The sequence below is a fragment of the Longispora urticae genome, from assembly GCF_053902585.1.
The window spans coordinates 1-13,371 of the sequence record NZ_JAQZSH010000020.1; the positions used below are offsets into that span (position 1 = coordinate 1).

The window sequence follows — 13,371 nt, forward strand, 5'->3', positions numbered from 1 at the left end:
GGCCGGGTACCGCAACCCACCCGGTCCGCCCGCGCGCCCTCCACGGCGCGCGGGCGGACCTTCGCGTCGGTCGGCACCGGATCGCGCCGACTTGACGAGAGAATAGTAAGCGCGCATAGTTGTTTCATGAGAATCGCGCAGGCAGAAGTCACCTCCCCGGCCGCCCCGTCGGCCTTCTTCGACCGCTGGGCCGACATGGCCACCTGGCCGGAGTGGAACACCGACACCGACTGGGTCCGGCTCGACGGCCCGTTCGTCCCCGGGGCCACCGGCGTGCTCAAGCCCAAGGGCGGCCCGAAGGTGCGGTTCGTCGTGGCGGCGCTCGTGCCCGACCGCGAGTTCACCGACGTGTCGACGCTGTTCGGCGCCCGGCTGACCTTCCGGCACCTGGTCGAGCGCACCCCGGCGGGCACCCGCGTCGCCGTGACCGTGGACCTGGCCGGGCCGCTCGGCCGGCTGTGGAACCTGGTGCTCGGCAAGGGCATCAGGGACAGCCTCCAGGCCGACCTGGACCGGCTCGCCGCCGTCGTGGCCGACCGGGGCACGGCCACCGCCACCCCGGCGACCCTACCCGCCACAGTGGTGCCGGCCGGCGCCTCGGACCGGGCTGCCGACGCCGCGCTCCGGGCCTCCGACCTCGCCGGCCGGGGTGCCGCCGCCGGGCACCGGGGTGTCGACGTCGCGCACCGGGGCGTGGACGCCGCGCAGCGGGGCGCCGCGTGAGGTTCTGGCTGGGCGTCGTCTGCCGCGACCACGTCCTCCGGGGCACCGCGCTCGGCATCGCCCAGCTCGGCCACGGCAAGCGGACCGGCCTGGCCCGGCTGTCCGCCGGCGACTGGCTGGTCTACTACTCGCCCCGCACGAGCCTGCGCGGCGGCGACCCGCTCCGGGCGTTCACCGCGATCGGCGTGGTTGCCGACGACGAGATCTGGCAGGCCGACGAGGGCGACTTCCGGCCGTGGCGCCGTAGGATCCGCTACGTGCCGGACCCGACCCAGACCCCCGTCCACGACCTCGCCGGCCTCGACCTGACGGCCGACCCGAACTGGGGGTACGCGCTGCGCCGCGGCCTGCTCGAACTCACCCGGGAGGACTTCCGGTCCATCCGCGCGGCCATGGTCGGCGCCGCGTGACCGGGTCCGACCGGCGGCTGGCCACCGACTTCCCCGAGGCCACCGACAGCCCCGGCCTGCTGCTCTGGCAGGTCACCCACCGCTGGCAGGCGGCCCAGCGGGCGGCGCTGAAGCCGTTCGGGCTGACGCACGTGCAGTTCGTGCTGCTGGCGTCGCTGACCTGGCTGGCGACCGACGGCCCGGTCACCCAGAAGCACCTGGCCGACCACGCCGCGACCGACCCGATGATGACCTCCCAGGTGCTGCGCGCCCTGGAGGCCCAGGGCCTCGTGCGCCGCCTGCCGCACCCGACGGACCGCCGGGCCCGGGCCCTGGCCGTGACCCCCGACGGCGAGGCCCTGGCCAACCGGGCCGTGGTCGCGGTCGAGGCCTGCGACAGGGCGTTCTTCGCGGCCCTCGGCGACGGCACCGGAGCGTTCACCCGGTCACTGCGCACGCTGCGCGACCCGACCGGCTAGGCCGCCACGCACACCGCACCGTCCACCATGGCCGGTGGGCGGACATGACAAGTGTCACCGGCCGGCCGTGACGCCCTCACCGGGACCGGTGCGGAACGGCACTACGGCGGGGGCCGGCCGGCGCGAAGACTCAGTACCCATGAGTGGTGTCTTCGCCTTCGCCCTCGCGTCGGCTCTCAGCCTCGTCCACGCGCTGCCCGCCACGGCCCCGCCCGCCCCGGAGCCCCCCTTCCAGCTCGTCCTGCCCGCCCCCACCGGCCCCGAGCGGGTCGGCACGGTGTCCCTGCACCTCGTCGACCGGTCCCGCCCAGACCCGTGGGTGCCGACCGAAACGGCCCGCGAACTGATGGTCCAGGTCTGGTACCCGGCCCGCGACGTCCGGGGCCATCCCCGCGCCCCGTGGGTGACCCCGGGGGTGGGGGCCGTGCTCAACCCGCCCGGCTCGCCGGTGGCGCTGCCCGTCACCCACGCCCACACGGGCGCCCCGGTCGACCGCGGCCGGCACCCCGTGATCGTGTACTCGCCCGGCATGGGCCAGGAGCGCACGTCGAGCACCGCGCTCGTCGAGGACCTGGCCAGCCGGGGCTACGTCGTGGTCACGATCGACCACCCGCACGACGCCAAGGTGGTCGAGTTCCCGGGCGGCCGGCTCGCCCGGCAGGCGCTGCCCGTGCCCACCGACCCCGCCGACATGGACCGGATCGTCGCCAAGGCCCTCGCGGTCCGGGTCACCGACACCCGGTTCACCCTCGACCGGCTGGCGGCCCTCGACCGGGGACACAACCCGGACGAGGAACGCCGCCCGCTGCCGCGCGGCCTGGCCGGGGCCCTGGACCTGTCCCGGGTCGGCATGGTCGGCCACTCCCTGGGCGGTGCGGCCGCCGCCCAGACGATGGCCGAGGACCCGCGGGTCAAGGTCGGGGCCGACCTGGACGGCACCGTGTCCGGCACGGTCGTCGAGGGCGGGCTGGACCGGCCGTTCCTGCTGCTCGGCGCGCCCGGCGACGACCCGAGCTGGACGGCGCTGTGGTCCCGGCTGCGCGGCCCCCGGCACCGCCTGGAACTGGCCCGTTCGGGTCACATGTCGTTCACCGACTACCAGGTGCTGCTGCCCCAGGCGCGGGTGCCGGACCTGGAGCCCTCGCTCGGCACCATCGACGGGGACCGGTCGATCGCGGTGCAGCGGGCCTACCTGCGGGCCTACTTCGACAGGTACCTGCTGTGCCGGGACTCGGGGCTGCTCGACCGGCCGTCGGCCCGGTACCCGGAGATGCTGTTCCGTTCGTAGACCGTGGCTCGTGGATCCCGCCGGCCCGTGGCGGACCCGATGGATCCACGAGCCGCTTCGCGGGTGACGTCCCCGGCGGTGCCCGGCACCGGCGGGGACCGACCATACTCGGGGGACACGACGACAGGAGGGCCGCGCGGATGGGCGTGACGGGGTGGTGGCGCTCGCGCGGCCAGGCGGCCCGGGTGGACCTGTGCGTCCGGGTCTCCTTCTACCTGAACCTGGCGGCGGCCCCGTTCCTGGTCGCCGGGGCCGCGCGGGCCGACGCCGGGGGAGCGGGGGTGTGGGCGGCGGGCGCGTTCGCCGCGGTGCACGCCGTGGTGTGCGCGTTCCTGGTCCGAGCCGGCCTCGACCACTACCTCGGCCGGCGGGACCGGCCGCTCGGCCTGATCGCCGCCGCCGCGACGCTGACCGTGGCGGGGAGCGCCGGCGCGCTGCTCACCTGGCCCGACGTCGCGCCCGGCCAGCCGTCCGGCCCGAGCGGAGCGCTCCCGCTGATGCTGGTCGTGGCGTTCCTGACCGCCCTGGCCACCGCCGTGCGGCCCCGGGTCACGATCGCCGTGGGCGTGCTCGCCTGCGCCGGGGTGTACGCGCTCTCCGCCGCCCTCGGCGACGCCGGCCCGCTGGGCGCGGCCGCCGGCATGGCCATGCTGCTCGCGGTCACGGGTGTCGTCTGCCGGGTCTCGGCGTGGATGCTCGGCGTGCTGTGGGAACTGGACCGCTCCCGGCACGTGCAGGCCGAGCTCGCCGTCGTCGAGGAGCGGCTGCGTTTCGCCCGGGACCTGCACGACGTGGTCGGCCGTTCCCTGTCGGTGGTCGCGCTCAAGGCCGAACTGGCCGCCCAGCTGTCCCGGCGCGGCCGGGCCGAGGCCACCGACGAGATGCTGGAGGTCCGCCGGATCGCGCAGGAGTCCCTGGCCGAACTCCGCGCGGTCGTCGGCGGGTACCGGGCCGCCGACCTCGACGTCGAGCTGTCCGGGGCCCGCGCGCTCCTCGCCTCCGCCGGCATCGCGTGCGAGGTGGTCGGCGACGGCGGCGACCTGCCCCCGGACGTGCAGGGCACCCTCGGCTGGGTGGTGCGGGAGGCGACGACGAACGTGCTGCGGCACAGCGAGGCCCGGGGCTGCGTGATCACGTTGCACAGGTCCGGGGTCGACGCGGTCACGCTCACGATGGACAACGACGGGGTGCCCGCCGACGCCCGGGTCCGGTTCGGCAGCGGCCTGGCCGGGCTGACCGAACGGGTCGGGGGCCTGGGCGGCACGGTCACGGCCGGGCGGCGGCCACCGGACGGGTTCCGGCTGGCGGCCGAGGTGCCGTTGACGCTGGCCGTGGCCCCGGGGGGACGGCCGTGACGCCGGCACCCGGCCCGACCGGGGCGGGCTCCGTCCCGCCGGCGCCGGCACCCGGACCCGGCGGGGTCCCGGCCACCCCGATCCGGATCCTCCTCGCCGACGACGAACACCTGGTCCGGGGTGCGATGGCCGCCCTGCTGGCCCTGGAGGAGGACCTCCTCGTGGTCGCCCAGGCCGCCACCGGGGCCGAGGCGCTGGAGATGACCCGCGCCCTGCGCCCCGACGTCGCCCTGCTCGACCTCCAGATGCCCGACCTCGACGGCGTGGCGGTGGCCGCGACCCTGCACGCCGAACTGCCCACCTGCCGCACGGTGATCGTCACCAGCCACGGGCTGCCCGGGCACCTCCGGCGCGCGCTGGCCGCCGGGGTGCGCGGCTTCCTGCCCAAGACCGTCTCCGCCGAGACCCTCGCCACGGTGGTCCGCGTCGTGCACGGCGGCGGCCGGTACGTGGATCCGCAGCTGGCGGCCGAGGCGATCAGCGCGGGGGCCAGTCCGTTGACGCCCCGGGAGGCGGACGTGCTGGCCCTGGCCGCCGAGGGCGCGCCGGTGGAGGAGATCGCCCGCCGGGCGGCCCTGTCGCCGGGGACGGTGCGCAACTACCTGTCCTCGGCGGTCGGCAAGACGGGGACGGCCAACCGGCACGAGGCGGTCCGGGTCGCCCGGGGTCACGGCTGGATCTGACCGCCGGAGGTTCCCGGGGTACTGCCGGATCCGCCGCGCCCGGCCCCGCACCCGCCCGGCGGCATGTTTGACCCGGGCCGTCCCGGGATATCTGCTGGTGACAGTGAAGACACCGGCAGACGGGCGGACCACCATGGACGACATCACGGCGCTGATCCTCGACGACCACGCGGCCTTCCGGCGCGGCTTCGCCCGGCTGGACGACGCCGCCGACGTCGGGCAGCAGCGCGCCGTGTGGGAGCCGCTGGCCCTGCACCTGGAGATCCACGCGGAGGCCGAGGAACGGATCCTGTACCCGCACCTGGTCCGGCGGGGCGGGCCGGACGCCGACGAGGAGACCGAGGACGCGATCCGCGACCACAACAAGATCCGGGACGCGATCACGGCGTCGCGTACCCATGAGACCGGTTCTGACGCGTGGTGGAAGGCGGTCTGGGACGCCCGCCGGGAGAACACCGAGCACCTCGGCGAGGAGGAGGACGAGGCGCTGCCGGACTTCCGCCGGCACGCGACGGTCGAGCTGCGCGCGGAACTCGCCCAGCAGTGGCTGGCCTTCTACGCGGAGCACCCGTCGGGCGCGGGCCTGACGTTCCGGGACAAGGATCCGGAGCGGTTCGTGGCGAAGTACACCAAGTGACGCTCCGCTGAGAGGTCGTTAACACAGCGAAAACATGAAGAGTCTTTACACGAGGAGACATCGACTGTTACAGATGTCTCAGCGGTGTGACACCGCTGCCCCTCTCGGCTAGGAGACTCGTCATGAGAAGTTCCATCGCCGCACTGGGGGTCGTCGTCCTGTCGGCTGGCCTGTTGGCCAGCGTGTCCACGACAGCGACGGCAGCCCCCCACAACCCCGAACGTGACGCCCTCACCGCGGCCACCGCCGCGCTCACCGCCCACCGGGCGGACTTCGCCGGCGGATCCGGCGACGCATACCAGGTCTACCGCACCGTCCTCGACCCCAACGGGGCCTCGCACGTGCGCTACACGCGCACCTACCAGGGTCTGCGGGTCTACGGCGGCGACTTCATCGTCCACAATGGAGCGACGGGCGCCTTCGCCGGGGCCAGCAACGGCCTCGCCGCCCCGCTCACCCTGAGCACCCGGGCCGACGTGCCCGCCGCCGCGGCCGCCCAGGCGGCGCGCGGACAGTTCCACGGCTCCGCCGCCAGGGTGGGTACGCCCGAGCTGATCGTGGACGCCGCCGACGGCCGCGGCGCCCTGGCCTGGGAGACGGTCGTGGAGGGCCTGGCTCCCGACGGGCAGACCCCGAGCAAGCTGCACGTCATCACCGACGCCCGTACGGGCGCGGTGCGGGGCTCGTTCGACGACGTCAAGCACACCGCCGGCACGGGCAACAGCCTCTACCTCGGCTCGGTGCCGGTGGACACGACGCTGTCGGGCAGCACGTACACGATGATCGACCCGTCGCACGGCAACGGCAACACGTGCGACATGAACAACGGCTCCTCGACGTGCACGAACTTCACCGACCCCGACAACACGTGGGGCACGGGCACCAACGCCAACCGGCAGTCGGCGGCCGTGGACGCGCACGTGGGCGCCGCGATGACGTTCGACTACTTCAAGAACGTGCACGGCCGCAACGGCATCTTCGGCAACGGCGCCGGTGTGCCGAGCCGGGTGCACTACGGCAACAACTACGTGAACGCGTTCTGGGACGGCGCGCAGATGACCTACGGCGACGGCAACAACAAGCCGCTGGTGTCGATCGACGTGGCCGGTCACGAGATGAGCCACGGCGTCACCGAGTCGGTCGTCTCCGGGGGCCTGACCTACTCCGGTGAGTCCGGCGGCCTCAACGAGGGCACCTCGGACATCTTCGGCAACATGGTCGAGTTCTACGCCGCCAACGCCGCCGACCCGGGCGACTACAACGTCGGCGAGAAGATCGACATCAACGGCAACGGGACCCCGCTGCGGTACATGTACAACCCGACCCTGGACGGCTCCTCGCACGGCTGCTGGTCGACCAGCACGAAGAACGTCGACGTGCACTACTCCTCGGGTGTGGCGAACCACTTCTTCTTCAACCTCGCCGAGGGCACCGGGGCCACCGCGTACGGCACGTCGCCGATCTGCGGTTCCGCGCCGGGCGTCGTGGGCATCGGCCGGACCAAGGCCGAGAAGATCTGGTGGAAGGCGCTCGACGCGTACTTCACCTCGAACACCTCCTACGTCAACACCACCACGCCGGCGAACACCTCGCGGGCGTACACCCTGACGGCGGCGACGGACCTGTACGGCAGCTGCTCGCTGGAGTACAAGGCCGTCCAGGCGGCGTGGACCGCGGTGAACGTGGCCGGCAGCGACGCGCCGTGCTTCTCGCAGGACTTCTCGATGGCGGCCTCGCCGTCCTCGGGCTCCGTGAACCCGGGCGGCTCGCTGACCAGCACGATCAGCACCGCCACCACCAACGGTGCGGCCCAGACCGTGACCTTCAGCGCCTCCGGTGCCCCGGCCGGCGTCTCGGTCGCCTTCGCCCCGTCGAGCGTCACCTCGGGCGCCTCGTCCACGGCGACGATCACGACGACCGGTGCGGTCGTGCCGGGCTCGTACCCGATCACGATCACCGGCACGGGCACCGTCGCGGTGCACACGGCCACGTACACCCTGACGGTCAACGGGCCGCCGGGATGCTCGGGCACCAACAGCAGCGACGTCGCGATCCCCGACAACGCCACGGTCACCAGCACCATCGTGATCTCCGGCTGCGCGGGCAACGCAACGGCCACCAGCACGGTCGCGGTGAACATCCTGCACACCTACATCGGTGACCTGGTCGTCAGCCTGGTCGCGCCGGACGGCTCGGCGTACGTGCTGCACAACCGGGCCGGCGGCAGCGCCGACAACATCAACCAGACCTACACGGTGAACCTGGCCAGTGAGGTCGCCAACGGCGCGTGGAAGCTCCAGGTCCAGGACGCGGCGACCGCCGACGTGGGCACGATCGACACGTGGACGCTGAACCTGGGCGGCGGCGGACCGGTGGGCTGCTCCGGCACCAACGGGAACGACGTGGCCATCCCGGACAACGCGACGGTCAGCAGCACCATCGTGATCGCGGGCTGCACGGGCAACGCCTCGGCCAGCAGCACGGTCGCGGTGAACATCCTGCACACCTACATCGGTGACCTGGTCGTCACGCTCGTCGCGCCCGACGGCTCGACGTACGTCCTGCACAACCGGGCCGGCGGCAGCGCCGACAACATCAACCAGACCTACACGGTCAACCTGTCCACCGAGGTCCGCAACGGCACCTGGAAGCTCCAGGTCCAGGACGCGGCGACCGCCGACGTGGGCACGATCGACAGCTGGACCCTGACGCTCTAGACGGTCAGGTCGGGGACGGTCCCACCCGGGGCCGTCCCCTCCCCGCGGCCGGGTGCCGGTGGCGGGCGCCGCCTAGGCTGGTGACCATGGCCGGGAGCTGGACGGACGAAGACCTCCGACGGGTACGGGACCGCCTGGTCGCCCTCGTCGCCGACCTGCCCGGCGTGCTCGTCGAGGACTCCTTCGGGCACACCGGGTTCCTGCTCGGCCGCCAGCGGATCGCGTGGCTGTTCGTCGACCACCACGGCGACGGCCGCCTCGCCCTGTGCGTCAAGGCCCCGCCCGGCGAGCTGGAGACCCTGGTCGCCACCGACCCCGACCGGTACTTCCCACCCGCCTACGTGCGGCACTGGGTCGGGGTCGACCTGTCCGACGCGGCACCGGACTGGGCGGAGATCGCGGCCCTCCTGGAGCAGGCGTGGCGGCTGCGCGCCGACAAGCGCGCCCTCGCCGCCTACGACGCGTCCCACCCGCCCCGCTGACCCCACCCCGGGCCCGACGGGGAGCGGGTCCCACGGCCGGTCCGGCCCGGACGGCTGCCCCCCCGGTACCCGTCCGCTGTGGCCCTTCTCGGTCTCCGAGCCGACAGCGCGCGGACGGTCCTGGTCGGACCCGCCGAATATAGTGGGAAGCATCGATCCGCAACGGCGAGGAGACGATCCGCGCATGGTCGGTCAGGGCGGTCCCCGGCGTGCCTGGGTCCCGATCGCCGTGTTCGCGGCCCTGAGCGCGATCGGCGGCTGGCTCGTCGACCTCCCGACCCGCGAGGCACCGACCCTGTGGTTCTGGGTCGCGGGCGTCGTCCTCGTGCTCGGCACCGTCGGTTCGGTGCTCGTCGACCCGCTGGCCGCCGACTTCGACCTGGTCCTGTGCACGGTGGGTCGCGGGGCCGCCCCGGTCCGCCGCTTCCTGCCGTACGTGCTGGCCGTCGCGCTGATCGTCGTCGCCGGCTACCTGGTGCTGCCCCTCACGCTGCGGACGGTCTCCCTGTGGACCTACGGCTGCGCGTACCCCGAACAGCTCCAGGTCCTGACCACCCCCGACGGGCTGGCCCCGGCCCGCGAGGTGGCCGACGCGTACGAGGAACGCAGCACCGTGGCGGGCTGCCCCACCGTCAGCACGTACGTGTACGCGGCCCCCACCGACCGGGCCCGCGTCGCCCTGGCGTCGGAGTGGTCCGCGGAGCACCGCCGCGAGCGGCCCCGCCCCGACGTCTGGCTGCCGGACTCGTCCCTGGAGGTGGCCGCCGTCCGCGCCGACCTGCGCCTGTTCGGCCGGGTACTGGACCTCGGCGACGCCGGCAGCCTGGGCTCGTCCCCGCTGGTGCTGGGCGTGCCGGAGGCTGCGGTGCCGATCACGGCCACCGAGCGGCGCAACGCCACGACCTGGCGGGAGCTGCTCGCCGACGCCCGGTCCCGGGACTGGGGTCTGCTCCGCGCCTCCCCGGGGCGCGGCTCCGGCCCGGCCGCCCTGGCCACGACGGTGCTGTACCCGGGCGCGGACCCCCGCGACGTGGAGCGGTGGATCGACCGGACCCTCGACGCGGGCGGCTACCCGATCGACGACGCGGCCGGGCAGCTGTGCCGGCTGCGCCAGCTCGGGCCCGGCCGCACCGCCGTGGTGGCCAGCGAACGGGACCTGGTGCGCCTCAACCGGGGCGACCCGGTCGGGGACCGCTGCGGCCGGACCGACACCCCCTCCGCCCTGGTCCTGTACTACCCGACGGACACCCGCAGCCTCGACCACCCGTTCGTCGCCCTGGGCTGGACGGACACCACCGCCGTGCAGCGCCGGACCGTGGCGGCCTTCCGCGACTGGCTGACCGGCGACGAGGGCCAGCGCGCCCTCGCCGGCACCGGCCTGCGCCCCCGGCCCGGCCACCGCGTCGCGGCCCCGGTCGACGAACGGCGCGGCGCCCTGCCCGGCGCCAACGTGCTGCGCGAACCGCCCGCCCCGGACACGGTCGCGGCCACCCTCGGCGCGTACGACCTCGCGCACCGGGGCGGCCGGGTCCTCCTCGCCGTGGACGGCTCGGGCTCGATGGCGGAACCCGCGAGCGGCGCGCGGGGCAGCCGGTTCGACGTGGCCCGCGAGGCGGTGCGCGGCGCGTTCGCCCGAATGGGCCCGCGCGACACGGTCGGCGTGTGGACCTTCGCCGGCACGGGTGCCCGGGAACTGACCCCGGTCGGCCCGCGCCCGGCACCGACGGGCGACCCCCTCGCGGGCGTGTCCCCGGCGGGCGCGACCCCGCTGTACCCGACCATCGCCGCCGGGGTGGCCGCCCTGCGCGCCGGGCGGGACGACACGACGGTCGCCGCGCTCGTCGTCGTCACGGACGGGGAGGACACGTCCAGTACGTACACGGCGGCGCGGCTCCTCGACGAGGTCCGGGGCGGGGGCGTGCGGGTGTTCGTGGTCGCGGTCGGCGAGGCGCACTGCGCGGGCACGGTGGAGGAGGTCACCACGGTCACCGGGGGAGCGTGCCGCGAGACGGGGTTCGCCACGATCGACGCGACCATGCGCGACGTGTTCGGCGCGGTGTGGGGAGGAGGTCGTGGTGACCGTTAGGCGAGCGTGGTCCCGGGTCCGACGGTTCCGGTTCACGGCGGGAGTGCTGGTCGGCGCGCTGCTGGCCGGCGCGGCGTGGCTCGGGGCGGACGCCCTGCGGCCCGATCCGGCGGCGTGGGAGAAGGGCCGCCTGGTCATCATGAGCGGCCGGGACGACAGCGCCGGCGGCCAGCGCCAGGTCCTCGTCGAGCAGTGGAACCGGATGTACCCGGACCACCCGGCCGAGATCCGCCAGGTGTCCGGCCTCGCCGACGCCCAGCACAGCGAGATGGTGTCCCAGGCCCGTTCGGGGCGCTCCGACGTGGACATCTACAACCTCGACGTCACCTGGACCCCGGAGTTCGCGCACGCCGGCTACCTCGACCCGCTCGACGAGCGCGGGCTCGACACCACCGGGTTCCTGACCGGGCCGCTGGAGACCTGCCGGTACGAGGGCCGGCTGTGGGCCCTGCCCTTCAACACCGACGCCGGCCTGCTGTTCCGCCGCTCCGACCTGGTCCCCGAGGCGCCCGGCGACTGGACCAGAGCCAGAGCGGACATGAGCCGGGTACTGTCCGACCCCGCCCGCCCCCGCGAACTCGTCGCCGGCTACACCGGCCAGTACGGCGACTACGAGGGCCTGACCGTCAACACGTTCGAGGCGGTCTGGGCGGCCGGCGGCCACATCCTCGTGGACGGCAGGGTCGCCCTGGACGACCGGGCGAGGGAGGCGGTGCGCGCGCTCGCCGAGGACGCCCGGTCGAGCAACCCGAGCCGGATGCTGCCCGACTCCCTGCGCTTCGACGAGACCCAGAGCACGACCGCGTTCCGGGACGGGAAGGTGGTGCTGCTGCGCAACTGGCCCGTCGCCTACCGGCGGCTCGCCGACGGCCCGGACACCGGTGGGCGCCCGCTGCCGTTCGCCGTGTCGAAGCTGCCCGGCCCGAGCGTCCTCGGTGGCCAGAACCTCGCCGTGGCCAGCAGCTCCACCCGGCCGGCCGCCGCGCGGGCACTGATCGCGTACCTCACCTCGGCGCGTACCCAGCAACTGCTCTTCGAACGCGGCGGCTTCGCCGCGACCCAGCGCATCGTGTACGAGGACCCGCAGGTCATGGCCCACTACAGCTACGCCCGCACGCTGCTGTCCGCGATCGAGGGCGCGCGGCTGCGCCCGGTGACCCCGCACTACTGGCGGTTCAGCGAGGTGTTCCGGGCCGGTGTCCGGGAGGCGCTGAACAACGGCGGCACGCTCCCCGCCGACTTCGCCGACCGCCTGACCCGGGCCCTCCGGGGCCAGTAGGGCCGCCAGCCCAGGTCCTCCCCGCCGACGCGGGTAGCCGATAGGGTGGCCCGATGACGTCGATCCTGCTGAGGAACGTGCGGCCGTGGGGCGGCGAACCGGTCGACCTCCCGATAGTCGACGGGATCATCTCCGAGCACCGCGCCGACCTGGCCGTGTACGACGGCGGTGGCCAGATAGTCATCCCGGCTCTCGTGGACGCGCACGCGCATCTGGACAAGACCAGCTACGGTCGGCCGTACCGGCCGCACACCGCCGGCGGCTCGCTGGCCTCGTTGATCGACAACGAGCGCACCCACCGCGGCGGACTGGGGTCCGTTGTCGATCGTGCCGGTGCGCTGCTCGACCGGTACATCCGCGGGGGTGTGCTCCATGTCCGCAGTCACGTCGACGTGGATCCCGTCATCGGCCTGGACTCCGTCCACGGGGTCAGGCGGGCCGCCGCGGCGCGGCCGGTGACCGTGCAGATCGTGGCGTTCCCGCAGAGCGGCCTGGTCACCCGCCCGGGGACCGCGGAGCTCATGGCCGAGGCCGTCGACGCGGGAGCCGACCTGATCGGCGGTATCGATCCGGCCGGCTTCGACGGCGACCCGATCCGCCACCTCGACACCATCTTCGAACTCGCCGCCGGCAAGGGCGTCGGCCTCGACATCCACCTCCACGACCGGGGCAGCCTCGGCGCCTGGCAGATCGACCGGATCGTCGACCGGACCCTGGCCATGGACCTGCGCGGCCAGGTGACCATCGCGCACTGCTACGCGCTGTCCACCGTCGAGACCGATCGACAGACCGCTCTGATCGACCGGATCGCCAGCGCGGAGATCGCGCTCACCACCACCGGCCCCGGCACCACCCCACAACTTCCGCTCAGGGCCCTCGCCTCGGCCGGCGTCCGTGTCGGCATCGGCCATGACGGGGTGCGCGACCTGTGGAGCCCGTACGGTACCGGGGATCTCCTGGAGAAGGTCCTCTCGATCGCGGTGATGTCCGGCTACCGCCACGATGACGACATCGCCTCGGTACTGCGCCTGGCCACCCACGGCGGTGCCGACATCCTCGGACTGCCCGGGTACGGACTCACCCCGGGCAGCGCCGCCAACCTCGTCCTGCTCCCGGTGTCCCACCTCACCGAGGCCGTCACCGAGCGGCCCGACCGCACCGTCGTCGCCGCCGGGAACATCCTGACCTGAGTCGGCCGGGCAGCGCCGGTAGCGCGACGACCCCGGGGCGGTCGGACCCCTGAAATTCCTGAT

At 74.2% G+C, this 13,371-nt stretch carries 12 protein-coding genes; all 12 read left to right on the forward strand.

What is annotated here, in order from left to right:
* Nucleotides 1-126: 126 nt before the first annotated feature.
* Nucleotides 127-723 (forward strand): SRPBCC family protein, encoded by a 597-nt coding sequence (locus PT931_RS10200; protein ID WP_456245471.1) that lies wholly within the window; start codon nucleotides 127-129, stop codon nucleotides 721-723.
* The gene (locus tag PT931_RS10205; protein ID WP_456245472.1) at nucleotides 720-1,133 is read left to right on the forward strand and encodes an EVE domain-containing protein; all 414 of its coding nucleotides are present in this window, start codon (nucleotides 720-722) and stop codon (nucleotides 1,131-1,133) included. Before PT931_RS10200 ends, PT931_RS10205 begins: the two co-directional genes overlap by 4 nt.
* A complete protein-coding gene (locus PT931_RS10210; protein ID WP_456245473.1) occupies nucleotides 1,130-1,591 on the forward strand; it encodes a MarR family winged helix-turn-helix transcriptional regulator in 462 nt (153 codons plus the stop codon). Before PT931_RS10205 ends, PT931_RS10210 begins: the two co-directional genes overlap by 4 nt.
* 139 nt (nucleotides 1,592-1,730) lie before the next feature.
* The gene (locus tag PT931_RS10215; RefSeq protein ID WP_456245474.1) at nucleotides 1,731-2,879 is read left to right on the forward strand and encodes an alpha/beta hydrolase family protein; all 1,149 of its coding nucleotides are present in this window, start codon (nucleotides 1,731-1,733) and stop codon (nucleotides 2,877-2,879) included.
* A 140-nt stretch (nucleotides 2,880-3,019) separates the two neighbouring features.
* Entirely contained in the window at nucleotides 3,020-4,234 is a 1,215-nt protein-coding gene (locus PT931_RS10220; RefSeq protein WP_456245475.1) for a sensor histidine kinase, read from the forward strand.
* 80 nt (nucleotides 4,235-4,314) lie between these two features.
* On the forward strand, nucleotides 4,315-4,917 hold the full coding sequence (locus PT931_RS10225) for a response regulator (RefSeq protein WP_456245660.1): 603 nt from the start codon (nucleotides 4,315-4,317) through the stop codon (nucleotides 4,915-4,917).
* A 103-nt stretch (nucleotides 4,918-5,020) separates the two neighbouring features.
* Nucleotides 5,021-5,554: a hemerythrin domain-containing protein gene (locus PT931_RS10230; RefSeq protein ID WP_456245476.1), complete on the forward strand. Its 534-nt coding sequence runs from the start codon at nucleotides 5,021-5,023 to the stop codon at nucleotides 5,552-5,554.
* A gap of 122 nt (nucleotides 5,555-5,676) precedes the next feature.
* Complete coding sequence (locus PT931_RS10235; protein WP_456245477.1) at nucleotides 5,677-8,271, forward strand: proprotein convertase P-domain-containing protein; 2,595 nt, start codon at nucleotides 5,677-5,679, stop codon at nucleotides 8,269-8,271.
* Between the two features lie 86 nt (nucleotides 8,272-8,357).
* Nucleotides 8,358-8,753 carry an MmcQ/YjbR family DNA-binding protein gene (locus PT931_RS10240; protein ID WP_456245478.1) on the forward strand — a complete coding sequence of 132 codons (396 nt, stop codon included), beginning with the start codon at nucleotides 8,358-8,360 and terminating at the stop codon, nucleotides 8,751-8,753.
* 184 nt (nucleotides 8,754-8,937) lie between these two features.
* On the forward strand, nucleotides 8,938-10,839 hold the full coding sequence (locus PT931_RS10245) for a VWA domain-containing protein (protein WP_456245479.1): 1,902 nt from the start codon (nucleotides 8,938-8,940) through the stop codon (nucleotides 10,837-10,839).
* Nucleotides 10,829-12,118 carry an extracellular solute-binding protein gene (locus tag PT931_RS10250; RefSeq protein ID WP_456245480.1) on the forward strand — a complete coding sequence of 430 codons (1,290 nt, stop codon included), beginning with the start codon at nucleotides 10,829-10,831 and terminating at the stop codon, nucleotides 12,116-12,118. Before PT931_RS10245 ends, PT931_RS10250 begins: the two co-directional genes overlap by 11 nt.
* A gap of 53 nt (nucleotides 12,119-12,171) precedes the next feature.
* Nucleotides 12,172-13,308 (forward strand): amidohydrolase, encoded by a 1,137-nt coding sequence (locus tag PT931_RS10255; RefSeq protein WP_456245481.1) that lies wholly within the window; start codon nucleotides 12,172-12,174, stop codon nucleotides 13,306-13,308.
* Nucleotides 13,309-13,371: the final 63 nt, after the last annotated feature.

Excerpts from the sequence above, each read along its gene's own strand:
- PT931_RS10240 (WP_456245478.1), top strand. The coding sequence starts at position 8,358 with ATGGCCGGGAGCTGGACGGACGAAGACCTCCGACGGGTACGGGACCGC.
- PT931_RS10200 (WP_456245471.1), top strand. The coding sequence starts at position 127 with ATGAGAATCGCGCAGGCAGAAGTCACCTCCCCGGCCGCCCCGTCGGCC.
- PT931_RS10235 (WP_456245477.1), top strand. The coding sequence starts at position 5,677 with ATGAGAAGTTCCATCGCCGCACTGGGGGTCGTCGTCCTGTCGGCTGGC.
- PT931_RS10255 (WP_456245481.1), top strand. The coding sequence starts at position 12,172 with ATGACGTCGATCCTGCTGAGGAACGTGCGGCCGTGGGGCGGCGAACCG.
- PT931_RS10245 (WP_456245479.1), top strand. The coding sequence starts at position 8,938 with ATGGTCGGTCAGGGCGGTCCCCGGCGTGCCTGGGTCCCGATCGCCGTG.
- PT931_RS10220 (WP_456245475.1), top strand. The coding sequence starts at position 3,020 with ATGGGCGTGACGGGGTGGTGGCGCTCGCGCGGCCAGGCGGCCCGGGTG.
- PT931_RS10215 (WP_456245474.1), top strand. The coding sequence starts at position 1,731 with ATGAGTGGTGTCTTCGCCTTCGCCCTCGCGTCGGCTCTCAGCCTCGTC.